The sequence below is a fragment of the Mesosutterella multiformis genome (assembly GCF_003402575.1).
GTDB classification, from domain to species: Bacteria; Pseudomonadota; Gammaproteobacteria; order Burkholderiales; family Burkholderiaceae_F; genus Mesosutterella; species Mesosutterella multiformis.
Genome location: NZ_BGZJ01000001.1, coordinates 1,570,001 through 1,592,527, shown reverse-complemented (window position 1 = coordinate 1,592,527; position 22,527 = coordinate 1,570,001). Strand labels below are relative to the sequence as shown.

The 22,527-nt window shown below is 53.4% G+C and carries 20 protein-coding genes; 9 read left to right on the top strand and 11 right to left on the bottom strand.

The genetic code is table 11. The annotated features are described in order from the left end of the window. Positions 1–13: 13 nt before the first annotated feature. The 6 genes from M4NBBH2_RS07295 to M4NBBH2_RS07270 are packed head-to-tail and all read left to right on the top strand — an operon-like array spanning position 14 to position 6,574. Positions 14–628 (top strand): outer membrane lipoprotein carrier protein LolA, encoded by a 615-nt coding sequence (locus M4NBBH2_RS07295; RefSeq protein WP_160117874.1) that lies wholly within the window; start codon positions 14–16, stop codon positions 626–628. Then, positions 603–2,942: an MMPL family transporter gene (locus tag M4NBBH2_RS07290; protein WP_116270319.1), complete on the top strand. Its 2,340-nt coding sequence runs from the start codon at positions 603–605 to the stop codon at positions 2,940–2,942. Before M4NBBH2_RS07295 ends, M4NBBH2_RS07290 begins: the two co-directional genes overlap by 26 nt. Next, positions 2,942–4,108 carry a beta-ketoacyl-ACP synthase gene (locus M4NBBH2_RS07285; RefSeq protein WP_116270318.1) on the top strand — a complete coding sequence of 389 codons (1,167 nt, stop codon included), beginning with the start codon at positions 2,942–2,944 and terminating at the stop codon, positions 4,106–4,108. The genes M4NBBH2_RS07290 and M4NBBH2_RS07285 overlap by 1 nt, the downstream gene beginning before the upstream one ends. Positions 4,109–4,110: 2 nt before the next feature. Beyond that, positions 4,111–4,602, top strand: a complete 492-nt coding sequence (locus M4NBBH2_RS07280; protein ID WP_116270317.1) for a hotdog family protein — start codon at positions 4,111–4,113, stop codon at positions 4,600–4,602. Beyond that, complete coding sequence (gene fabG, locus M4NBBH2_RS07275; protein ID WP_116270316.1) at positions 4,602–5,345, top strand: 3-oxoacyl-ACP reductase FabG; 744 nt, start codon at positions 4,602–4,604, stop codon at positions 5,343–5,345. The genes M4NBBH2_RS07280 and fabG overlap by 1 nt, the downstream gene beginning before the upstream one ends. Beyond that, positions 5,342–6,574, top strand: a complete 1,233-nt coding sequence (locus M4NBBH2_RS07270; protein ID WP_116270315.1) for a beta-ketoacyl-ACP synthase — start codon at positions 5,342–5,344, stop codon at positions 6,572–6,574. Before fabG ends, M4NBBH2_RS07270 begins: the two co-directional genes overlap by 4 nt. A gap of 105 nt (positions 6,575–6,679) precedes the next feature. Here the strand turns inward: M4NBBH2_RS07270 and dcuC are convergent, their stop codons facing one another. From dcuC to M4NBBH2_RS07245, 5 genes are all read right to left on the bottom strand, one after another. After that, entirely contained in the window at positions 6,680–7,975 is a 1,296-nt protein-coding gene (gene dcuC / locus M4NBBH2_RS07265) for a C4-dicarboxylate transporter DcuC (RefSeq protein WP_116270314.1), read from the bottom strand. 369 nt (positions 7,976–8,344) lie between these two features. Further along, on the bottom strand, positions 8,345–8,602 hold the full coding sequence (locus M4NBBH2_RS07260) for a heavy-metal-associated domain-containing protein (protein ID WP_022443959.1): 258 nt from the start codon (positions 8,600–8,602) through the stop codon (positions 8,345–8,347). A gap of 130 nt (positions 8,603–8,732) precedes the next feature. Next, positions 8,733–9,668 (bottom strand): L-dopachrome tautomerase-related protein, encoded by a 936-nt coding sequence (locus M4NBBH2_RS07255; protein WP_170135115.1) that lies wholly within the window; start codon positions 9,666–9,668, stop codon positions 8,733–8,735. Positions 9,669–10,016: 348 nt separating this feature from the next. Next, on the bottom strand, positions 10,017–10,988 hold the full coding sequence (locus M4NBBH2_RS07250) for a LysR family transcriptional regulator (protein ID WP_116270312.1): 972 nt from the start codon (positions 10,986–10,988) through the stop codon (positions 10,017–10,019). After that, the gene (locus M4NBBH2_RS07245) at positions 10,975–11,922 is read right to left on the bottom strand and encodes a LysR family transcriptional regulator (RefSeq protein WP_116270311.1); all 948 of its coding nucleotides are present in this window, start codon (positions 11,920–11,922) and stop codon (positions 10,975–10,977) included. Before M4NBBH2_RS07245 ends, M4NBBH2_RS07250 begins: the two co-directional genes overlap by 14 nt. Before the next feature lie 433 nt (positions 11,923–12,355). Here M4NBBH2_RS07245 and M4NBBH2_RS07240 point away from each other — a divergent pair, with 433 nt between their 5' ends. Further along, positions 12,356–13,891 carry a flavocytochrome c gene (locus M4NBBH2_RS07240; RefSeq protein WP_116270310.1) on the top strand — a complete coding sequence of 512 codons (1,536 nt, stop codon included), beginning with the start codon at positions 12,356–12,358 and terminating at the stop codon, positions 13,889–13,891. A gap of 123 nt (positions 13,892–14,014) precedes the next feature. Here the strand turns inward: M4NBBH2_RS07240 and M4NBBH2_RS07235 are convergent, their stop codons facing one another. Continuing rightward, the gene (locus M4NBBH2_RS07235) at positions 14,015–14,815 is read right to left on the bottom strand and encodes a sulfite exporter TauE/SafE family protein (protein WP_049687035.1); all 801 of its coding nucleotides are present in this window, start codon (positions 14,813–14,815) and stop codon (positions 14,015–14,017) included. Between the two features lie 226 nt (positions 14,816–15,041). On the opposite strand from M4NBBH2_RS07235, the gene M4NBBH2_RS07230 reads away from it, so the two are divergent. Continuing rightward, positions 15,042–16,238 (top strand): M20 metallopeptidase family protein, encoded by a 1,197-nt coding sequence (locus tag M4NBBH2_RS07230; RefSeq protein WP_116270309.1) that lies wholly within the window; start codon positions 15,042–15,044, stop codon positions 16,236–16,238. Positions 16,239–16,397: 159 nt separating this feature from the next. Here the strand turns inward: M4NBBH2_RS07230 and M4NBBH2_RS07225 are convergent, their stop codons facing one another. The 5 genes from M4NBBH2_RS07225 to M4NBBH2_RS07205 form a co-directional block, all read right to left on the bottom strand. Then, complete coding sequence (locus M4NBBH2_RS07225) at positions 16,398–17,120, bottom strand: family 1 encapsulin nanocompartment shell protein (protein ID WP_269148216.1); 723 nt, start codon at positions 17,118–17,120, stop codon at positions 16,398–16,400. Between the two features lie 45 nt (positions 17,121–17,165). Beyond that, positions 17,166–18,413, bottom strand: coding sequence for an IS256 family transposase (locus M4NBBH2_RS07220; RefSeq protein ID WP_116269219.1), 1,248 nt, complete (start codon positions 18,411–18,413; stop codon positions 17,166–17,168). Continuing rightward, the gene (locus M4NBBH2_RS07215) at positions 18,385–18,585 is read right to left on the bottom strand and encodes an encapsulin (protein WP_116270307.1); all 201 of its coding nucleotides are present in this window, start codon (positions 18,583–18,585) and stop codon (positions 18,385–18,387) included. Before M4NBBH2_RS07215 ends, M4NBBH2_RS07220 begins: the two co-directional genes overlap by 29 nt. Before the next feature lie 13 nt (positions 18,586–18,598). Continuing rightward, positions 18,599–18,985 (bottom strand): encapsulin nanocompartment ferritin-likeEncB family encapsulin nanocompartment ferritin-like cargo protein cargo protein, encoded by a 387-nt coding sequence (gene encB / locus M4NBBH2_RS07210; protein WP_116270306.1) that lies wholly within the window; start codon positions 18,983–18,985, stop codon positions 18,599–18,601. A gap of 173 nt (positions 18,986–19,158) precedes the next feature. Next, positions 19,159–20,160, bottom strand: a complete 1,002-nt coding sequence (locus tag M4NBBH2_RS07205) for an IS30 family transposase (protein WP_116269340.1) — start codon at positions 20,158–20,160, stop codon at positions 19,159–19,161. 492 nt (positions 20,161–20,652) lie between these two features. Here M4NBBH2_RS07205 and M4NBBH2_RS07200 point away from each other — a divergent pair, with 492 nt between their 5' ends. Further along, positions 20,653–21,186 carry a hypothetical protein gene (locus M4NBBH2_RS07200; RefSeq protein WP_116270305.1) on the top strand — a complete coding sequence of 178 codons (534 nt, stop codon included), beginning with the start codon at positions 20,653–20,655 and terminating at the stop codon, positions 21,184–21,186. Positions 21,187–22,527: the final 1,341 nt, after the last annotated feature.

The window sequence follows — 22,527 nt, the reverse complement described above, 5'->3', positions numbered from 1 at the left end:
AGAGCTTTATCTTATGAATGCTAAAACTCTGATTTTTGTACCGCTTTCGCTTGCGTTCGCGAGTGCCCCGGCGCTCTCTCTTACGCTTGACGATATCAGTACGAAGCTCTCCGCGATCAAAACGGTCAAGGCGAATTTCACGTCAGAAAGAAATCTGAAAGGCGCCCCGAAACCTCTCGTCGCGAAGGGCAGGATGACGCTCATCGAAGGGAAGGGGGTTGTCTGGGAACAGACATCACCGTTCGCTGAAGAAATCCTCGTGAAGGACGATCAGGTCGAAATCCGGCGCGGGAAGTCGAAACCCGAAATCATCACGAAGAAATCACAGCCGCGGGCGTTTGCTTTCGCTAGCCTCATGCGGAATCTCGCAGGAGCCGACGCGAAGACCCTCGGAAACTGGTTCACGGTTTCCTCGATCAGCGGAACCGCATCGGGTTGGACCGTGACGCTTAAACCTTCGCGCGATCCGCTCCGCCAGGCGTTTGATACCGTCACGATCAAGGGCGGTGACGCCGTAACGGGCGTCTCTTTCCTCTCACCCGCGAAAGACCGGACCCGGATCCGGTTTGATGATGTCCATGTGAACGAAGGGGGGCTCGCCGATGCCGAAGAACGGCTCAGCCGCTAAGGCGGTTCTGAACGCTCTCGATTCCCCGAAAGTCCGGGCGTTTCTCTGGCTCTTCATCGTTTCGGTGATCGCGGTGTTCCTTCTCATCGCGGTGCCGAAGGCTGAAGTGTCGAGTGACGTGATGGAGCTGCTGCCGGAAGAAACCTACCGGGCGGTCCCAAAATCCGTGACAAACGGACTTGCGGACAAAATGTCGCGGCAAATGCTTTTTGCGGTCACCGGAGGCGAAGGGGCGGCGGAACTCTATTTTGAAAAACTGAAGGCGATACCGGAATTCCGGCGCCTCGCAGGGCGCCTTTCTGATGTCAGACGCCGGGAGTCGGCCTCTTTCCTCTTTAAGAACCGCGCGGCGTTCCTTTCTTACGACACCCGTTCGAGACTGAAGGAAGGAGAGGACGCGGAAGCCGAATGGGTGCTTTCGCAGCTTTATTCACCGGTTGCCGGTGTGTCCGCCCCTGAAATCAAGAACGACCCCCTCCTTCTCATGCGGGGGTCGACACTTTTTGATTCGGGCACCAGCCGCATGAGCACGTCAGGCGGCTGGCTGACGGCGACAGATGATAAAGGCGTCACCTGGCGCTTTATTTCGGGTGAAGTGAAGAAGGGGACTGCCTCCGCGGGTTCTGTCGGACCGTTCCTCGATAAAGTGAAAGCGGCTCAGAAGGCCGTGAAGGACGCCTATCCGAACGTGCGGTTCGCGAGCGAAGGCTCAATCTTCTACTCAGGGTTCGCAGGGGATTCGGCGAAAAACGACATCTCAACACTCGGCACCGTCTCCGCGATCCTTCTCTTTATCGTGCTGGGGATCGCGTACCGGTCACCGCTTCCCTTCTTCCTCGCGCTGCTTTCCGTCGCCGTAGGCGCTGCGGCCGGCACAGCGGCAACGCTCCTTACGTTTGGCGGCATTCACATGGTGACGCTCGTGATGAGTCTCTCCCTCATCGGCATTTCAACGGACTACACCACACACTTCCTCACGGCCCGGATGACCGCGAAAGAGGGCGTCTCAACCTTCAATACCCTGCAGACACTTTCCCCCACGATGCTTCAGGCACTTGGGACAACGTGTCTCGCATACGCCGCGCTTCTTATCGCGCCGTTCCCGGGGCTCCGCCAGCTCGGGGTTTTCAGTATCGCGGGGCTCGCGGCGTCCTGTGCCACGGTTTTCGCCTGGTACCCGTTCCTCTCGAAGCGATTCCGGCGTAAGCCCCTCATCGGGCGGAACTTCCTTCGCCGCTATATCGCGGTGTGGGGCGGGCGGAATCGCTATCCCGCAATTCTTTTCGCCTGCCTCGCGGTGTTTGCCGCCGGCGGCCTGATGCTTGCGGGAACGAATGACGATATCGGCGCGCTGCAGACGGTGCCCTCCCACCTGAAGGCGGACGAAGACCTTATCCGGACACTTACGGGGAACGACATGACGCAGCGCTGGTTTGTCGTAACAGGATCGTCCCCGGAAGAAGCCCTTCAGAGAAAAGACGCGCTTGGCGAAAAGCTTGCGGCGCTTAAGGAGGAGGGGCTGATTACCGGCGCGACACTCATTCCGCTCAACTCCCGGGCCACTCAGCAGTCTGACTGGGAACTCATCAAAAAGGCGTCGCCCGCGGTGCTCGCGAAGCTTCGGGAATCCGGGATTGCGGCGAAACCTGAGAGCGAGAATCCGACGCTTCCCTTCGCGGTCTGGATCCGGGATTCTGTGAGCAGCAACTGGGGACGGCTGGTCCTCGGTGGCGGGGGCGGTGTCGGAGAAACTTCCCTTATGATCCCCGTTCAGGGAGACAGGAGCGCGAAAGCGGATGCCGCGCTTCAGAAAGCGGCCTCTTCTGTCCCTGGCACAGTCTGGGTGGACCGCCGCGCGGACCTGAATCACCTGTTCTCCGGTGTCCGGACCATGATTGAGGCGCTGCTCGCCGCGTCGCTCGCACTGATCTTCGCAATTTACGCCTGGCGGTACGGTCTGAAGCGCGCCGCCGGCATCATCGTCCCCTGTATTCTCTCCGTCGCCTGCGGGATCGCCTCGCTCGGCTGGGCGGGGCTCCCCGTGAACATCTTCTCGCTCTTCGCACTCGTTCTCGTCCTTGGGATCGGGATCGACTATTCGCTTTTCTTCGGTAACTTCCAGAAAGAAGCGGATTCGACGCTCTTCGCGGTTTTCACCGCTATGGTGACCACGATGATTTCGCTCGGTATTCTCGTTTTCAGCGGCACGGCGGCGATTTCAAACTTCGGACTCGTTCTCGCGGCCGGTGTCTTCACGGCGTTCCTCGCGTCGCCTCTCATCCTTCGGCTTGACCGGAAAGAGGAGAGTGTCTGATGGTCTATATCCACGCTGTGGCGCTTGACTGCGCGCTTGGGGCCAGGCCTCAGGACATTCTCGCGAATCTCGGGAAAAATGAGGCCCCCGGATTTACGCCTGACAGTCACTGGCTTCTTTCAGGAGAACCGCTCGCTTTCGGTCATATGACGGGAGACTTACCGGCGGTTCCAGAGAATCTCGCAAAGCATCAGAGCCGGAATAACCGCGCCCTGATGTCGGTCTTTAATTCGGAACCCCGTTTCCGGGAACTGCTGGACCGCTCGGATCCTTCCCGTGTCGGAATTATTCTCGGGACCAGCACGTCGGGATCTGAAGAGTTCGCGGGCTATATCCGCGGTTTCAGAAAGGGGGAACCCGACCCTGATTTCCGCGGTGAAGCGCAGGAGCTCGGTGACCCGTCTGAATTCCTTTCCGCCTGGCTGAGTACTACGGGACCCGCGTACACCGTGTCGACCGCCTGTACGAGCAGTATCCGGGCCATCATTTCAGGAGTGAGGCTTCTTGAAGCCGGCATGATTGACGCCGCTATCGTGGGCGGTGCCGACACCCTCGCGAAGCTTCCGATCAACGGTTTTGACGCGCTGCAGGCGCTTTCCCACACCCGCTGTCTTCCGTTCTCCGGGATCCGGGACGGGATCGCGATCGGAGAGGCGGCTGCGCTTCTCTGGCTCAGCCGGGAACCGGGCCCGATCGCGGTCCGGGGATTCGGTGAATCGTCAGACGCTCACCACATGTCGGCTCCTGACCCAGAGGGAGAAGGAGCAGAAGCTGCGATCCGCGAAGCGCTTCAGATGGCAGGCGTCACGCCTGACGCAATTGATTACCTGAACCTCCACGGGACAGGAACAAAACTCAATGACTCGATGGAAGCAAAAGCCGTTTACCGGGTGTTTGGCGACCGGGTGACCGCGAGCTCCACCAAAAACCTGACCGGGCACACACTCGGCGCCGCGGGAGCCGCAGAAGCCGCGCTGATCGCGCTTCTTCTTCAGAATCCGGGGTCCGTGCTTCCGCCTCAGCTCCCGGACTCTGTCCCTGCGGACCCCGCATTACCCCCAATTTCACTTGTGAGCCGATTTACCGCCGTCTCAGGCTCCCTTATGATGAGCTGTAATTTCGCGTTTGGCGGCAGCAACGCGGCTTTGATTCTAGGAACAGATTGACGATGTCTCAGATTCTTAATCCGGGGAAACCGGAACTCTTTTTGCCCCAGCGTCCTCCGATGCTTCTCGTGTCCCGCATCCTTGAATTCACCGAGGATGACGTGATTGCTGAGGCGGATTCCAAGATCCTTGAACCCTTCCGCCGTCCGGACGGCCGGCTCCCTGAAACGCTCTGCATCGAAATGATGGCGCAGGCGGTGGGTGCCTGGGCGGGTTACTGGCGTCAGCAGGACAAGTCGGATAAGCCTGAGGATGAGAAGGATGCCCCGATCGGCTATCTCCTCTCGGCCCGCAATCTGAAGATTGAGGTTCCGGTGATTCCGGAAGGAAAGACTTTCCGCATCACGATGCACCGCGAAGTGTATGAAGGACCGATTGGTTCTTTCGCGGGTGAAATGAAGGATGGCGACACGCTGATCGCGACGGGCCGCGTCTCGGTCTATCAGCCGAGCAACAAAGAGTACCGCGAGCTTTTCGGCGGAAAGGCTGCCTGATGACAGAGGCCTCTGGTAGATCGGTCCTTATTCTTGGGGCGTCCGGCGGCATTGGTCGGGCGACCGCGGAAGCGCTTTCGTCTGACGGCTTCAGGGTGGCGCTTCATGCGTCCTCGCACCCTGAGCGGGCTGAGGCGCTGGCGGAGGAACTCCGTTCAAAAGGGGCAGACGCCTGGACGGTCGTCTTTGACGCCGCAGATCCAGCTGCGAGCCGCTCAGCGATTGAAGCGGATATTGAGCATCACGGCGCCTACTGGGGTATCGTGCATTCAGCCGGCATCACGCGCGACGCGGCGTTCCCCGGGATGACTGACAGCGACTGGTTTGATGTCATCAATACCGATCTCAATTCGTTTAATAACGTTCTGAAGCCCTGCGTGATGCCGATGATCGGCCTTCGGGACGGCGGCCGTATTGTCGTGATTTCAAGCGTCTCAGGGCTCATAGGAAACCGCGGTCAGACAAACTACAGCGCGGCGAAGGGCGGTCTCATCGCGGCTGCGAAGTCACTCGCTCTTGAGCTCGCCAAACGGAAAATTACCGTGAACGCTGTGGCGCCGGGTCTTATTGACACCGATATGACGAAGATGGATGAAACAGCACTCAAAGCGATCACCGGCATGATCCCGATGAAGCGCGCCGGGAAACCGGAAGAAGTGGCGTCAGTCATCCGCTTCCTTATGTCACCGGGGGCGAGTTACGTGACGCGGCAGGTCATCGCGGTCGATGGAGGCCTCGCATGAAAGAGAGACGGGTAGTCGTTACGGGGGCTGGCGGAGTCACCGCCTTCGGGAACAGCTGGGACGAGATCAAACCGCGTCTGCAGCTCTGCCGGAACGCTGTCAGGCGGATGACAGACTGGGATGTCTATAAGGGACTGAATGCCCGGATAGCGGCCCCGGTTGAGGATTTCACGCTTCCGGACACCTATACGAGGAAAAAGACCCGCTCGATGGGCCGTGTTTCGAAACTCGCGGTCCGATCCTCCGAATTCGCGCTCGAGTCAGCCGGTCTCATCAATGACCCGGTGCTCTCTTCAGGCCGTATGGGTGTTGCTTTCGGCTCCTGCTGCGGAAGTCTGGACGGTGTCATGGAGTTTGGCGGCATGCTGCTGCAGCATGACACGAATTTCGTAAACGGCACCACGTATGTCCGCATGATGCCGCATACGGCGGCCGTGAATGTGAGTCTCTTTTTCGGGATCACAGGCCGCGTCATTCCGACATCGTCCGCCTGCACTTCCGGAAGCCAGGCGATTGGGTACGCTGCTGAAGCAATCCGCTACGGTCAGGCAGACCTCATGATCGCGGGCGGCGCGGAGGAGCTTTCCCCCGCGGACACTGCGGCGTTTGACGCGCTTTTCGCCGCCAGCACCAAAAACGAGACTCCTGAACTCACACCATCTCCGTTTGATAAAGACCGTGACGGTCTTGTGATCGGTGAAGGGGGCGCGGCTCTCGTGCTTGAGGAGTATGAGCACGCGAAAGCCCGCGGCGCCACGATCCTCGGTGAAGTGGCCGGGTTCGCGACAAACTGCGACGCGACGCATATAACGAGTCCGAATCGGATCACGATGGAAGCCTGCCTCAGGATGGCGCTCGAGTCAGCCGGAGTGCCGGCGTCCGAAATCGGCTACGTCAACGCACACGGTACGGGTACTGCACGGGGGGACGAAGCGGAAAGCTTCGCGACCGCCGCGGCCTATGGAAGCCACGTTCCGGTGTCGACGCTGAAGAGCTATTTCGGCCACACGCTGGGGGCCTGCGGAGCGATGGAAGCCTGGCTCTCCCTTATGATGATGCGGGATGGATGGTTCTCGCCGACTCTGAATCTGGTGCACCCGGATCCGGCCTGCGCGGAGCTTGATCACATCACAGGGAGCGGCCGGAACCTGGATATCAGCTGCTTCGCGTCGAACAATTTCGCGTTCGGCGGCGTCAATACCTCACTGATCTTCAAACGCGTTCCATAAATGCGGTTCCCTAGAACAAGCGAAAGCCCGGGAGATTTAACACTTCCGGGCTTCTTTTTTGGATCCTCTGCCGGGGCTCAGACCCCGGCAGAAAGCTTCAATACATCAGGAGACGATGTAGAGGCAGACAAGCAGGATCACCATCACAGGAGCCGTACGGCGGACGATATCCATCGGGTTGACACCCGCGATACCGGCAACCAGAATCAGACCGCCGCAAAGCGGGGAAGCCTGACGGCCGAAGGCACCGGCAAAGGCCGCGAGAACACCGAGGGACGGAATCGACATACCGAATTCAGCGGCATGAGGCGTCACAGCTTCGTTGAACGCAAAGGCAGCGGCGTCACCGGAACCGGTAATCAGGCCGAGAAGGAACGGGCCGACAGAACCGCCGAGCTTAGCGACCGACTGCGCGTGCTTCAGGAATTCAACAAGGTCGCCGACCACACCGGCAGCCGTCAGACCGGATGCAAAGACACCGGCCGCGATGATGATGCCCATGATCTTCGCGTAACCTTCACCCATACCGTCGAAGAACTTCTTCGAAATTTCAGCAGGATTCGCGCGGGTCACGAGGAACACATAGATCGTACCGAGCAGCATGGCCGTGCCGACCGAAACCTTCAGGTCCTTGAACCAGATTGAGGCGACAACCAGGATCACCACCGGGAGAAGCGGAGCAATAGCCTTAAGAACATTCGGATGCTCAGGCAATGACGCGTTGCCGGCAGTACCGCCAAGCGCCAGATTGGCTTCCATTTCCTCTTCTGTCTGGTTCTTGTTGTAGTCCTTATAAACCACGCAGACGACTGTCATCAGGATGATGGCGAGAATGCCAAGACCCACTGTGCGGGGAGCGGAGAAAGCAATCAGCTGCATCACATCCATGCCGGCCATTTTCGCGATAAAGGCGTTATGAGAAACACCAGGATTCAGGAACGGGGATGTCGCGATACCGCCGCCGATGATCATGGCCGCGGCGATCGCCGGCTTGAAGCCAGCACGCACGAGAATCGGAATTAGCGTCGGAGCAACAGCAGCGGAGCAGCCTGCCGTACTGGGGAGCGCAACAGCGACGACAGCGGTTACAAGACCACAGGCCGGGAGAAGGAACAGGCCCAGTTTCTTCAGAGGCTTCGTGAGAAGCGAAACCAGATGCGTATCGCAGCCGGTAAGCTTCACAACCGCGGCAAAGCCCATGGCCGAGCAGATGGCGATGATCAGATTCGGGTTCGTCATTGACTTATCGAACTGATGGAACGCAATCATCGGCTTAAAGGACAGGAATGCCATGACGAGGCCGCCGGTAATCAGCACCAGCCGGGTTTCATACCGCTTTATGAGACCCCAGATGACGCCGATCACTGCGACAATGGCAACGATTGTTGTAAATGTCTGCATTGCGCTAAATCTCCAAACGTGAAAACTCTCTCTGGCGCGTGCCAGGGGAATTTCTTTTTTATCTCCGAAGTGGGATGCCGACATAACCCGAAAGCAGAGTGCGTAACACCTTCGAACTGCCGACGTAAGGATTTTGGTTTAAAAAATTACAAAAAAACACCCCAATCCAAATTCATATACATGACTTGGAACAAAAGGAATCAAAGAAAGAAGCCGGGAAATAGGGCGTAGACGCTAGAAAATACGATAGTTTGCCTAGAAGACTGAATTCATTCACATGACTTTTTAATCGGGACCGTGGGGTCGCTTCAGGCAAAGAAAAAGCCCGGATCGACATCCAGGCTTCAGGAGAAAAGGAAGAAAAAGCGATCAGCCGAAGAGTTTCGAGAAGAATCCCTTTTTCTCATAAGGCTCTGACTGATAAGAGGTGGTTTCATATCCCGTCGCATCAATGGCGGCGCGGAGTTCAGTTTCCGGAATCTCACGCGCTGCGATCACGACGCAGTTTTCTTTACCCTTATCGGCTTTCACCTTTTCGACTTCAAATTTGTCCCGCACGGCTCCGGCGACATGCGACTCGCACATCGCGCACATCATGCCTTTGACGCCAACCGTCATTTTGACCATGAATACGCTCCTTATTTCTGATAAACGTAATCATACTCATTTACAACCACGGTCATAAGCGATCTTCGGGGAATTGCGAAAGTCTCAGTTGATAGGAGGGGTCACGAATGTAACCGCGAAAGAAATTGCGTCAGGCCCAGACGATACGGAAGAGGCGATAGGCCGACCGGCGCTGAACCGGAACATTGCTTTCACTTTCCGTAAACCAGATGTTGCCCCGGGAATCAAGCGAGAAACCGTCGGCCCACCGGATCGGGGGCGGGGTTTTCATTTCAGAGACACGGTGCGTCATCAGATGAAGCGACGCAACACGGTCATGACGGACATCTCCGAAATAGAGCACTCCGGAACGTTCAACCATGCCGGCAGACGGGAAGGCATCCCGCGCTTCTGTCATGATGTAGCGGGCCCGGTCATGGGAGCGAAGACTGCGATCCCGAAGAATATGAGTCGGAATCGAATAAATCTTGGTTTCAATGAGAGGCGTGAAGTAGAGCGTGCGGCGGTCTTCTGAAAGGGCAAGCGCCGCGATGTTCGGCATGATCGGGTAGTAATTGCCGGTCGGGAGCGCGAGGAACTTCGCGTTCGCGCGGGTCTGCTGAACCGAGCGATCAAGCCCGAGCCATCCTTTGCCGGACTCCAGGTCAAGAACAATCAGACCGCCCGCGCCGCCGTCCGAAATAAAAGCGATATTCTGCTGGGAATCCACCCGGACATTCGCGAGCGTACTGTTGCTCTCAAGGAGTTCCGAAGGAATCCGAAAGGTCTGGAGCACCATACGGTGCGTGATATTGACGCAGATGAGACGCGCCGCGCTCTTGTTAACCGGTCTTCCGGCAAGCTTTCCGGAGTCCAGAATCCAGAGTCTGTCAGCGTCATCAATGAAGATATTGGAAACGTTGACGAGAGACTCGTTTACGTCACGGGGAAGGAATGAGACGGTAACACCGCCCCGAAGCTCCCCGACATGGAACGATGGAAACTCATTCCGGGTAGGAAAACTCGTAAAAACACGGCCGGTTCTTGAAACCGCCGTGCTGTTCCATTGGTACTCCGACGTTGCCACTTCCTGAAAAACAGGTCCCCGATAAGCCGCTCGCGCTCCGGCTTTGGCTGCCAGACCGGAAGCTAGGAGAAAAGGGACAAAAAGGGCAGTACGTCGTTGCATGATTGAAACCAGCCGGAGAGAAGCTCCGGAACAGGCATTTCCAAAGTTAAGATATATTACCTACTCATTATAGGGGCTTTTAATTACTGTATTCATAAATTCATTTCATTTTTTTAGCAAAAGGACAGTAATGAAAAGTCATGATTTACGGTCAGGTTAGGACAGAAACGTTGTTTTTCTTCTGTTTTGTCAGAAGGCAATAAAAAATACCCCCGAAGGGGTATTTTTAAAATTCAGGATGGATTGTCAGAGATCCCGGCGAAGCAAATCGGTAGGGGCAGGTTTCCCGAACACGTTCAGGCGTTCTGAAACAGTGAGCGAAGGGTTTTCGGAAGCCTCTTTCCTGAACCACCTGGCGAGCTTCTGTCCCGCGTCACTCGGAAACCGGGACTGTGGGCGCAGGAGCCACATGACTTCGGGCTCAATCTGCCAGTCAGGAAGGACTTCAATCAGGTCACCTGTCTCAAGCTCTGACTCGACCAGATAGCGGGGAACCGCAATACCGATGCCGCCGCCTTCAAGCACCCGGTTTTTGAGAGCCAGAACGAGACCGGAATCTCCCGCATGACCTGTGGGAACTGTGTAAGAGCGGCCCGTCCCGGTTTCATGAAGTGTGACCGGAAGCTCCATTTCCCGGCTGGACACCCGGATCAGGTGCCGTAGCAGGTCTTCCGGAGACTCTGGAGTTCCCGCTTTCGCGAGATAAGCCGGTGCCGCTACGCAGACGAGCGGTACACTGCAGATCCTCACGGCGACCAGGGTGTCATCAGCGGGTTCCCGTTCAAGCACCACCTGATAATTGAAGTACCCGCCGTTCTGGCCCGCATTGGGGTCCCGGATCCGGGAATTGACCCGAACATCCGGGTTCGCTTCAGCGAACCTCGCAATCCATTTCTGAAAGAGTTCGGTCCCTTCTGTAATAGGGAGGAACAGGTTGATTTCCTGGTCCGTTTCCCGGATAAGCGATTCTTCCAGTGTGTCAAACCGCTCTATCAGAGGAAGGATCTGCTCCGCAAACTTGGCTCCCTCACGGGTGACCCGGATCCCGGTCGGAAGCCGGGTAAAGAGTTTTACATGAAGCTCCTGCTCGAGCTTCGCGATTTCGCGGCTCACCTGCGGCGTGCTTTTCCCCAGGCTCTCAGCCGCCTGATTGAGACTCTCTTCATTCAGGACTTCAAGGAAAAGTCTGGTCCGGGAAAGAAAATCACTTTTTGCCATGTTTCACCTTTTCCGCGAGTTTCTCGAGCGCCTTCTGTTCCTCTGAAGAAATAGCCTCAAACCGCTTTCGTATTTCTTCCGCAAGATAGAAGAGCAGGTACTTTGAATGCTGTAAGGCATGGACTGTGACTGAGACCTGAAGCGGCGGCATAAGCCAGTCTGATGGAACCGGAATAAGCTTCCCCTCGCGGATCAGATCTTTCGTAATGCAGTAGGGCACCCCGATCGCGATACCGGCTCCAGCCTGAGCGCCGCAGATTGCCTGACGCGGAGTCCGTCGGACGGGACCGGTTCCTAGCGGAACGGAAATGGTTTCAGCCCCCCGGGAGAAAGTAAACCGTCGGCTGTAGCTTGAGAGTTCAGAAAAAATCAATGTGTGTTCTGTCAACGCTTCAGGGCTCTCAGGGGTACCGTGTTCCGCGAGATAACCGGGAGACGCGACACATACCAGAGGCAGCAGAGAGACAGGGCGTGAACCTGTTGGGATCATGGGACTCACCTGAAAGGCAAGCCCCGCTGGATCATCCCCGGACCCCGGGGGCTCAAGATCGAGTCTCAGTCCGGTGTTCTCAAACTCAAGCTGCGACATCACTTCCCAGACCGCGTCTGTCTGAATCGGTTCCGGAATACTCACCCGGATTCGTCCGCGGACTCCAGACACACTTTTTGCCAACCCATCTCTCACGGCGAGAATATCGGTCAGCACATCATGCATCTGGTTCATGACCCGGCGGCCGGCTGCTGTAGGACGGAGACCGGTGCTCTCACGATAGAAGAGCTGCATCCTCAGACGGTCTTCCAGTTTCCTGAGACGCCGGGACACTGTGGAGGGATCCACATTCATGGCGCGCGCCGGCTGCAGGTAGCTCCCGGACTCCATAACAGCCATAAAGAGCTCCCAGGTTTCGAGTTCGATATGTTCCGCTGCGCCCATAGACTCTCCTCAATGCTGAATGCTCTTTCATAATCCCGCGAAGATGGAGTCAGCTGTCATCCACATTCAAACAAATATTAACTGGTTTGCAACCGCAATTGACTCGGCAAAAGACGTAGATACCTATAAAGAATCTACCTACACGGGTCATTATCTAGTTATTTATAATTATAGCAACCGTATGATAGTCAAGACAAAAATCAAAGCCTGCCCGATATTTCCATCAAAACCGTGATTCATAAATAAAAGTATTTAGTTGATTTTTATGGAATTGCATTTTGGTTAAAACCTACCGACTTTTTGGATCATTACGAAATCCGCACCTCAAGGCGATAATACAAAAGGACAGGGGGACATAGTCCCCGTGCAAATCGGGAAAAGGGGTCAGCTCCGATTCCCTGTCTTATGTTCGTATGAACAAATGAGGAGAGTAATGATGGAGATGAACCGCAGAAACCTTCTGAAGGGATCAGTTGCTATGGGAGCTGCTGGTCTCGTTGCCAGCAAGGCGGCTGTTGCTGCGGTCCCTGCGAAGTGGGATGAAACGGTCGACATCGTCGTGATCGGCTCTGGCTTCGCTGGACTGGCTGCTGCTATTGAGGCTAAGAAGGCAGGATCAAACGTCATCGTGCTCGAGAAGATGCCGACTGCCGGCGGAAACTCGATCATCAATGGCGGCATTCTGACGGCTACGGGCTGCCCGCAGCAGAAGATGCACCACATTAAGGACTCCGTTGAACTGCTGGAACACGACATTCTGAAGGCCGGCAACTACATGAACGATCCGAAGAAGGTTCATGAAATTGCCAGCCACGCGCTCTCGAACTATGAGTGGTGCGTGAATGAACTGGGCGTGGAATTCCTCCCGGACGCCATCGGTCAGGAAGGCGGCCACAGCGTTCCGCGCTATGTGACGACGAAGAACGGTTCCGGCTCCGGCATTGTGCTGAAGGAACTCGAGATGGTGAAAAAGCTCGGCGTGCCGATTCGCCTCCGCACCTATGTCGATCACATTGTCCGCAGCCAGGAAAACGAAGGCCCGGTTCTCGGCGTTGTCGTTCATGAAGGCTATCGTTTCCCGAAGGCCGGCAGCGGCAAGCAGAAGGCCATTCGTGCCCGCAAGGGTGTGATCCTCTGCTACGGCGGCTTCTCTGCTGACGTGAAGTTCCGTACCTTCCAGGATCCGAAGCTGAACGCTACGCTTGATACGACGAATCAGCCGGGCGCAACGTCCGAACTCTGGCGTGAAACCAGCGCCATTGGCTGCCTGCAGGTCCAGAACGACTGGATTCAGTGCGGCCCGTGGGGCAACCCGAAGGAAAAGGGCATGGGCATCGGCTGGGAATACAACCAGACCGCTGCTGCTGAGTATGGCCTCTGGGTCAATCAGAAGGGCAAGCGCTTCGTGAATGAACTCGCGAACCGCAAGGTTCGTGCTGACGCCATCATGGTGCAGCAGCAGATGGGCAACAAGTGCTACGCCATCTGCAATGAGCCCAATATGAAGCCGCTCGAAAAGCAGCGTCCGGGTCACCTGCAGCGCATGCTTGATATGAAGATCATCGCCAAGTACAACACGCTTGACGAAGCCGCGAAGTCCGTTGGCATTGATCCCGCCACCCTCCAGGCGACTGTGAAGCAGATGGACCAGGCTGTTGCTCAGTACAAGGACAAGACGGAACCCGAGTGGGGCACCTACATCAACCACGACCGTCAGCCGCTTGAACAGGGCCCGTGGTACATCGGTGAACTGCAGCCGAAGGTTCACCACTGCATGGGCGGTCTGGTGACTGATGAAAAGGGCCGCGTCCGCGATGTCCGCACTGACAAGGTGATTCCGCATCTGTGGGCTGCCGGAGAATCTACCGGTATGGTTCACGGCGCTGTCCGCCTTGGTTCTGTCGCCATTCTGGACTGCCTCGTGAACGGCCGCATCGTTGGTGAAGATGCTGGCAAGTCCGCTGCCTGATCAGCAGTACAGCGTAAGACAATCCGGTAAATAAATTCTCCTGAGCCGGATTGATGAAACGCCCCTTCGGAATTCCAAAGGGGCGTTTTCTTGTCCTTAAATAACTGACTAAGCGGTATGGAGTCAGAAGATTTTGGAACCCATCCAGAAAACGAGAACCATCAGAAGGCAGGCAAAAAGCTTCTTCAGCGGTTTCGTGTTGAGACGCTTGGCTGCCGCGGCTCCGAGCGGAGCGGTCAGTATCGTGGCGCAAGCGACCGAGGCAAGTGACGGCAGATGAATATAACCCGCGGTCCATGCGGGCATCCCCGTGAGATTCCATCCGGCGTAGATATAGCCAATAGTTCCCGCCAGAGCGATTGGGAATCCAAGCGCCGCGGACGTCCCTACCGCGTGATGCATTTCCACGTTGGAACGGACCATGAAAGGCACTGAGATAAAGCCGCCGCCCGCGCCCACAATGCCGGAGAGACCGCCAATCACGGTACCCACCGCGAAAAGCCCTGGCTTTCCGGGAAGCGTATTGGTCGGTTTCGGCTTCAGATCGAAGAACATCTTTACCGCGGAGAAACCCACGAAAATAATGAAGATCAGCGTGATCCAGAAGGTCGGAAGATAGCTTGCGATCTGAGCGCCGAGCGCCGCGCCCACGAGAATCCCAGGGGCGATACCCCAGAACACATTCCAAAGCACAAAGTGATTCCGGTTATGGGCCCGGGCAGACGACATCGAGGTAAAAAGAATGATGGAAAGCGATGTAGCGATCGCTGCGTGCATCGCATACTCTGCCGGCACCCCCTGCATCGTGAGAAGCACGGAAAGGAAGGGGGTAATAATCATCCCGCCCCCGATTCCGAGAAGCCCCGCGAGAAAGCCCGATCCAATACCGAGGGCTATGAGAGACAGAAAAATGAAGAGCGTCATGCTGTGCTGACCCAGAGAAAAATACGTCCCGCAATACAAAAATGAAGGTCGCGAAGATTTTGAATCAGAGTGACTTCGCAAACTTTTGCCGCATGGGGCGCTAGCTTAAGCGAAAAAGGCGGTTCCTGTGTGAAATTGCAAAACCGTGTTTCAGAAAAGGAATTCAGAAGAAGTCAGAGGCTAAGATAAAGAAAGTGCTTTCATAACGGAGAAGGAGGATCTGCCCATGACAATCGTTATCCATCCGGAAGACCTATCTGAAGATGCCGCATTTGCGGTTCCCGTGCGGGAAGCGCTGCATTCGGATCCTGAGATCGGTCTTCACCTTCCGAAAACCGAAGCGAGAATACTGGCCGCTTTGAAGGCGCTGAAAATCGATGACGTGCACACGAATATTGGGGGCGGGGCGGTAAGCGGCATTGTGGCCATTCTCCGCGGAACCAAACCCGGGCGGACAATTGCGCTTCGGGCGGATACTGACGCTTTGCCTATTGAGGAGAAAACAGGAAAAGACTATGCAAGCCGGACTCCAGGCCGCATGCATGCCTGCGGCCATGATGGTCATACGGCCGCTCTTCTCACTGTTCTCTCCTATCTGTCACGTCACAGGGATTTTGCCGGCACTCTGATCGCTGTATTTCAGCCTGGAGAAGAAGGCTTTGCCGGGAGCCGATACATGATAGAGGACGGACTGGTCGAAAAGTTCGGGATTGAGGAATTCTATGCGCTGCATGGAGATGCATCGGTAGACCTTGGTAAGGTCGCATTCTTCCCGGGGTACGCCATGGCAAACGCAGACGCGTTTGAAATTGTTTTCGAAGGGAAGGGCGGTCATGGCTCGAAACCTCAGCTGACGCATGATCCGGTTGTTGCGGCAAGTGAAGCTGTTCTTGCGCTGCAGACGATCGTTTCGAGGAATGTGAATCCTGATGACGCGGCAGTGGTTTCCGTCTGTTCCATTGAAGCCGGAACACGCGAGGGGACGAGCGTTATTCCCCAGTCCGCCACGCTCCGCGGCACAGTCCGGACATATGAAAAGGATGTGCAGGACCTGATTGAACTCCGGATGCATGAGATCGCGAATGGAATCGCGGTGATGTTCGGTATGAACCCAACAGTGACCTATAACCGGCTTTACCCCGCGCTTTATAACGATCCTGAACGCACCGCCGAAGCGAGATCCTTAGCGGAAACCGCGCTGGGTAAAGAAAACGTGATCGATTTCCACCGGATTCCTGGCGGAGAAGATTTCGCCTTTATGCTTCAGAAGAGGCCGGGGTGCATCTTCCGTCTTGGGATCCGTGACCGCGATCATCAGTCCCCGGTTCATACCGATACCTTTGACTTTAACGATGAGGCAATTGAAACAGGGGCCGCAGTTCTCCTCACGGTCGCCCTGAATCGGATGGCTGAAAACAATTAAGAAATCATTTTGTTTTCACTATCTTGCCTGACTGAATGTCAAGCAATTCTCTAAGCAATGAAGAAGGCTCTCAGAATGAACTGAGAGCCTTCTTTTTCATCTGAACCGCACCGGAATCCATTGGCCAGAAGGGGGGGATTCCTGCGCAGAGTTCAGAAATTACGGTTCAAAGACGATGATGGCCTTCGGATTCTTGACCCGAGGCATGACCGTTTCAAAGACGCGGAAATCGTGATTCAGCTTGTTTGAGCCCAAATACCCGGTGATCATATCCTGGCCGATCACAAGGTCCATATTCTGGGTTGCTGCCGCAAGGAGAATAGCGGTCTTCTGAGGAAGGACCGGAGTCACAATCACCTGACCGCCAGCAAGAAGGTTCTTCACACGTTCAGCGACCAGAACGCCGGTACCCGGCTCAAGTTTCTGCATAGCAGCAAAGAGGTCCGGGCTGACGATGAGGGTATAAGTGCCATAGGCGTGGTTCGAAAGCAGCTTGGCAAGGCCGTTTGCCACTTCAGTAAACGCGGTATCTCCCTTGGTCCAATCGGAGATCTTGACATGCTCCACGCCTTTCGCGGTAGTGAGACCGTCATAACCCGCTTTCGGATTGCCAAGGTAAATCAGCTTATCTTCCGCAGTCGCGGTGAGCGCGGCAGACGCGGCAGCGCGCGAGAACGAAATAGGGCGGCCAGCCTGAGAGGCTGATTCAAGTTCGCGCCACGAAAGCGTGAAGTCCGAATAGAGAAGGGGAATCTGCTGAACTTTGCGTGTACCGAGTCCGGCAGCATTCTCGCCTTCGCCATAAAAATCTTCAGAAACCGTAGGCGTCGGAAGAGCATCTGTCGCAATGGCTTCGGTTCCAGCGCCAAGGGGTCCGTAAATATCGAGGAGAGGGTGTGTAATTTTTTGTGGGCGGCTCGTTCAAGGTTAATCGATGTAGGGGGTGATTCGGTCACCAAATAGCACAACCAATTCTCTCATAGCGGCACTCCAGTATGGAGAAGGCCGCACCCATCTTTTCTCTACTTTCCGGATTGCCAGAAAGAGAAGTTTCAAAGCAGCCGTTTCAGTAGGGAAAGCAGCTCGGGTCTTAATTACTTTTCTTAGATCCCGATTAAGGCTCTCTATGGCATTGGTTGTATAAATAAGTCTGCGGATATTTGGGGAAAAATCAAAGAAGGGGATCACCTTATCCCAGGAATCGATCCACTGTTTGGCGATGTAAGGGTATCTGAGCCCCAGTTCCGACTGTGCAAAAGCGTCCAGTTCCTTCCGCGCATCAGCCGCGTTTACGGCCCGGTAAATGGGCTTCAGCGCGCCGGCTACGGCCTTGTAATCCTTATATCCGACGAATTTCAGACTGTTCCTGATCAGGTGAACAATGCAGGTCTGCAGCAGAGTGTTGGGAAAGGCAGCTTCAAGCGCCTCCTTCATTCCCTTGAGTCCGTCTGTGACAGCAATCAGAATATCAGACACCCCCCTGTTTTTGAGTTCAGTGAAGACCTTAAGCCAATATTTTGCGCTTTCGTTATCAGCGACCCACATCCCCAAAACTTCCTTGCGGCCCTGGGCGTTTACGCCCAAGGCAAGATGGACCGCTTTCGGGGTAACAATGCCATTATCACCTCGGATTTTGACTCGAATAGCGTCAAAGAAAACAGTTGTATAAAACGGATCCAGAGGACGGTTCTGCCATTTTTCAACCTCAGGAAGGATGGCGTCCGTAACATCGCTGATAAATTCGGCACTGGTCTCCATACCGTATTCATCATAGAGAAAGCCTTGAATTTCCCGGGTTGAGAGCCCTCTGGCGTACAAGGCCAGAACCTTGTCCTCAAACCCCGCCAGCTGGCGTTTATGCTTAGGAACGACCCTCGGCTCAAACTCTCCCTTGCGGTCTCTGGGTACGTCAATACGGATATTTCCAAGGCTGGACGATTTGAGGGTTTTCGAACTATGCCCGTTACGCTCATTTTCGGTGACACGTTTACCGCCTCTTTCGTAACCGAGATGATTGGTCATTTCACCGTCAAGCATTTGAGTCAGCAGCCGACCGAGCATATGGGCCATAAGATTTTCCGCATCCTCTGCGGTATTAATCTCAAGCCCGGATTTCTTGGCGTTTTCTAAAATCTGTCCTGCAACACTATCCAAGGGGTCTGTCTTTCGTTTCATTTGAGGCTCCTCCAAGAGCAATTATCTCAGAGTCACCCACAAAATTTTCCTCACCCTCATCGAGGAATTTACGTCCCGTCAGAACGGTCTTTGCGGTCTTCACAACGACCGCATCAAGTTCGGTCCACTGTTCAGGGTTCAGAATTGCACCATCTCTCATCAGGAAATCCATTTCTTATTCCTCCTCAAGCCTTCATGCTTCCGATAGTCAGTTTGGATTCCGCCGGGGCGTCATCACCTTCAGCTTCAGCTGTTTCCGCGGTTTCTTCCGTCTTAATGCCAAGCTTCTCAAACATCTCAGCCACTTCAGCCTGACCGCTTGCGAAATGCTTGGCTTCATCCGGATCAAGATAACGAAGCAACGTCATCAGTTCACCGATATGAGCTTTTTCTTCATCACGGATATCACTGAGAACAGCAATTGCCACCGGGTCATCCGTTGCCTGAACGTGCGCGTCGTAGCCATAAATAGCGTCAAGTTCCCCGGATATGTCAGCGCGAATTGCTTGGATCAATTCGCCTTTTGTCATTTTGCGTTCAACATTCGCCGCAAAAGGATCACCAAATGCCATAACTTTCCTCTCTTTCCTCTTATCCAGAGGGTCGTCAGAAGATTTGTCTTCCGGCTGAAAAAACTAATCAAAACTACTCAGTCATTGAGTGACACTATAACCTTAATCGACACATATGACGAGGCTTAATTAATAAAAATGGGAAGTTATTTATATTTTTGTATGGTGAATTATCAAATCAAGTGCAAAGTTACTGAATAAAAGACTTCAGCCGGACACTTCCAATTGAGACGTTTTCTGGGTCTGAAATTCAGAGCATTGAACCGTTTCTGAACTTCTGCCTGAGAAATTTTATCGATACTCATTCCTTTTGGGAAAAAGTCTCTAAGAAGTCCGTTTGTATTTTCATTACTTCCTTTCTCCCATGGATGATGAGGCAAGCAGAAATACACTTTGGTTCTGAGATCTTTCTCCAGTTTTTCAGCCCAGGAAAATTCTTTTCCGCGATCTACGGTAATCGTACGCAGATCCTTATCTGACAGAGATTTCTCAATTACGGCAGACACATCGGCCGCAGTCTTGGAAGCGGTTTTCCCGCCACAGAGAAAGCCGGACTTCCTATCGACCAGAGTCGTGAGGCAGGCTCCGCCCTTTTTTCCGATGACGGTATCGCCTTCCCAATCCCCCAGGCGAGATCTGTTCTGAGCTTCCAGGGGTCGCTCTTCAATGCTGTGAGTGATCTGGATCTTTCCTCGCCTCTCGGTCATGCCTTTACGGTGACGCGTTTTACCGTGGTGTCGCAGGTGTCGGGACATCTTTCGGCCATCCACAAAGCGATCCAGAAAGCCAGAATTGATTCCTCGGTAGATTGTCGTGGCGCTGATCCTTAGATTCGGCAGCTCCTTTCTGAGACGGTATTGAATCTGCTCCGGAGACCAGAATTTCTTAACCAGCAGATTTGAGACAATCCTTGTCAGCAACGAGTCAGACTTCAGAATGTTTCTCTTTCCGCAATGCTTTCTCTGTCTCTGATATCGGGCCTGCGCGGCACAGGGATCATAGGCAGCTGAAGCCCCATCCTGGGCCGATACAGCCTTGTTTCGCTTCAGTTCGCGGGAGATCGTAGAAACATTTTTCCCAATCGCACATGCAATTTCAGACAGGGATTTGCCTGAAATCGTTAAAGCCGAAATAAATACTCTGTCCCGAAGAGTAAGATGATGATAGTGGCTCATGAGCTCCCTCTATAGTTATCTTGACAATCTCTATTATGGAAGCTTTATGGGCCACTATTCTTTTCTCAGGCTTTGCACTTGAAGTGATAATTCGCCATCATATAAATCCGACTTTCCTTAAAGCAGGGAAAGTGTCAATATCAGCTTTGCTATATAGCTCTAATACGAATGATTTTCTGTCCCGTGATCGGCTTGTCAGCACCTGCAGACACCCGGTATCTGGCAACGGGAAATAAAGAGTAATGTTTTACAAAAATAAAAATCCCATCTTTCCTTAAGGTTTGAGATCTGCGGAATATCCAGAAAATTGAGGGAAAGATCCAAGTTAGGGATTAAAAAAACGATTCATGTGATTCTTATACGTGTTACTGAATCCTCTTCCGGTCACGGCCTGAGGCATAGAATGAATGTTATAAGGACGCATCTATTTCCAGAACCCAAGGGGCGGCAGTCCAGCGCCTCAGTCTCAGCTTCCTAAAGAAGGCGACTGCTATGACAGAACTTAAAAGCCTGATACTTAAGACTATGGCGGCCGCAGGCGCTTTGCTGGTTATGACGTCTCCGGCCTCGGCTTACGAACCGACTGCTCGGGATTTGCAGCAGGCAGCCTATGCCTTCCTCATGGGCGATTGGGATTACCAATTTCCAATGGAAGGCGGCGAAACGCACCTCTTTTTCAAGAACGGTGCTGGAAGTACGTATTACAGCCTTGTATCTCTCTATCCCTCTGAAAGAACAGGAGTCTTCTGCGATCTGATGGAGGTGGACTCCTGCCGGTCGCGTTCTTTGATGTCAACTTTCACAGTGGACTGTGACAAGGGAACCATCAAAATGCGGAAGCTCTCTTTGTATTCGAGGGATTTCGGTATGGGAACGCCTTCCGTGGAAATCCCGGTTCCGCGCCGAGACCAGAAAGAGCAGACACCTGGACCTGACACGATCGGAGAGTTCATCGTTACGACGAAATGCGGCAGAACACCCGATCAGCCGCAGGGTTTCCGCCAGGTGAAACTCAATTCATTCTGAGCTTCAAAATTCAATTTCTCTTTGATGGGTAAGGGCGATCTGAAAAATGATCGCCCTTTTCGTTTTCTTTCTCCCGCTTCTGAAACATCTTTGCAGTGGAAGGGCAAATCCGGTTTTCTGACTTTTTTTCTCACTTTTTATGATTATGCAGATATAAAATAGTAACATTACATATACATTAATTATGGCAAAAACTGAAGATGAATTTAAAAGCCTTCAAAAATTAGAAGACGGTCAATTATTCACGTGACGTTTTTTATTTCGATTGGCGAAATTGCACAAAATTTCAGCAAAAATTAGAGCTCCTGGCATTAATCGGGTTTTGGAACGCGTCATTCCGCCAGATAAATCGGTCCTCGCCGAGCCATTACAGGCAAATCACAGTGATTTTTGGTATAGATAGCGGTTCGGGACAGCTGCCGAACAGTCATAAACAAAAATTCAGCTATAAAAATTTCAGAAAACAGAAGATAAGTCTTTATTTTTTAAAGAGTTCCATATTTTCTTCAAATTTCTTATTCAACATAATATAAGTTATGTTGAATAAGAACCTTAAAAGAGAGCATCTGACCCTTTCCTTTTAACCAGCCCTCCGCAGCCCGTTTTTTTGCTCCTGGCTTGTTTCCAGGTCACTGAAATAACCAATGCAGAAGTACTTACTACACTTTTTATTTGCATTTTTATCCATACCAGTACATTCATTGGATGTTTTTTATCACTTTCTGTATTGATTCGCTCCATTTTTTAGGGATTGAGAGACTTTTCAGACTGATTTTCCCTTCTAATCCAGCTAAATTTCAGTTTGAACTCTGATAGATCTTTATTGGCATGCTTTAGTTAACTTTAACAGCATAATAATCGCAGATATCGATTTCTATATTTAAAACCATAGATTTGATGCTTAATTGTCGCTATCTTTAACGACAAAGGACGACATATATTCACATCAAAAGTCAAGCACTTTTTTGTAAACATTGCTTGATAAACTTACTATAAAAATCAAATTTTTAAAAAATGTGCTTTATTAGGGTTTACTCTAACAAAATAGATGCTGTAAGACTTAAGTCTTATTTTTAATTAATTTTTGTATTATAGGATTCTATTTTTATATCAAAGTAGAAAAAATGCTTTTGGAATCGGCTTTATTGCCTGTCTGAGTGTGGTTTTCAGCGATTTGACCAATTTTCTGAGTGCTGGGCGGAAAAATTCAGGCTTCCAGTCAGCCTCAAACGCTCAGGAAGGCATTCCCCTTGGAAAAAACGCGGAAATAAAAAGCCGATCTGAACCCAGATCGGCTGAACGTTGACAGAACTCGCCTGCTTCCAGAAATCAAAGCCTGCA

What these genes read in the sequence shown, in the direction of transcription:
- M4NBBH2_RS07295 (WP_160117874.1), top strand. Translation starts at nt 14, where the DNA reads ATGAATGCTAAAACTCTGATTTTTGTACCGCTTTCGCTTGCGTTCGCG.
- M4NBBH2_RS07290 (WP_116270319.1), top strand. Translation starts at nt 603, where the DNA reads ATGCCGAAGAACGGCTCAGCCGCTAAGGCGGTTCTGAACGCTCTCGAT.
- M4NBBH2_RS07285 (WP_116270318.1), top strand. Translation starts at nt 2,942, where the DNA reads ATGGTCTATATCCACGCTGTGGCGCTTGACTGCGCGCTTGGGGCCAGG.
- M4NBBH2_RS07280 (WP_116270317.1), top strand. Translation starts at nt 4,111, where the DNA reads ATGTCTCAGATTCTTAATCCGGGGAAACCGGAACTCTTTTTGCCCCAG.
- fabG (WP_116270316.1), top strand. Translation starts at nt 4,602, where the DNA reads ATGACAGAGGCCTCTGGTAGATCGGTCCTTATTCTTGGGGCGTCCGGC.
- M4NBBH2_RS07270 (WP_116270315.1), top strand. Translation starts at nt 5,342, where the DNA reads ATGAAAGAGAGACGGGTAGTCGTTACGGGGGCTGGCGGAGTCACCGCC.
- dcuC (WP_116270314.1), bottom strand. Translation starts at nt 7,975, where the DNA reads ATGCAGACATTTACAACAATCGTTGCCATTGTCGCAGTGATCGGCGTC.
- M4NBBH2_RS07260 (WP_022443959.1), bottom strand. Translation starts at nt 8,602, where the DNA reads ATGGTCAAAATGACGGTTGGCGTCAAAGGCATGATGTGCGCGATGTGC.
- M4NBBH2_RS07250 (WP_116270312.1), bottom strand. Translation starts at nt 10,988, where the DNA reads ATGGCAAAAAGTGATTTTCTTTCCCGGACCAGACTTTTCCTTGAAGTC.
- M4NBBH2_RS07245 (WP_116270311.1), bottom strand. Translation starts at nt 11,922, where the DNA reads ATGGGCGCAGCGGAACATATCGAACTCGAAACCTGGGAGCTCTTTATG.
- M4NBBH2_RS07240 (WP_116270310.1), top strand. Translation starts at nt 12,356, where the DNA reads ATGATGGAGATGAACCGCAGAAACCTTCTGAAGGGATCAGTTGCTATG.
- M4NBBH2_RS07235 (WP_049687035.1), bottom strand. Translation starts at nt 14,815, where the DNA reads ATGACGCTCTTCATTTTTCTGTCTCTCATAGCCCTCGGTATTGGATCG.
- M4NBBH2_RS07230 (WP_116270309.1), top strand. Translation starts at nt 15,042, where the DNA reads ATGACAATCGTTATCCATCCGGAAGACCTATCTGAAGATGCCGCATTT.
- M4NBBH2_RS07220 (WP_116269219.1), bottom strand. Translation starts at nt 18,413, where the DNA reads ATGAAACGAAAGACAGACCCCTTGGATAGTGTTGCAGGACAGATTTTA.
- M4NBBH2_RS07215 (WP_116270307.1), bottom strand. Translation starts at nt 18,585, where the DNA reads ATGGATTTCCTGATGAGAGATGGTGCAATTCTGAACCCTGAACAGTGG.
- encB (WP_116270306.1), bottom strand. Translation starts at nt 18,985, where the DNA reads ATGGCATTTGGTGATCCTTTTGCGGCGAATGTTGAACGCAAAATGACA.
- M4NBBH2_RS07205 (WP_116269340.1), bottom strand. Translation starts at nt 20,160, where the DNA reads ATGAGCCACTATCATCATCTTACTCTTCGGGACAGAGTATTTATTTCG.
- M4NBBH2_RS07200 (WP_116270305.1), top strand. Translation starts at nt 20,653, where the DNA reads ATGACAGAACTTAAAAGCCTGATACTTAAGACTATGGCGGCCGCAGGC.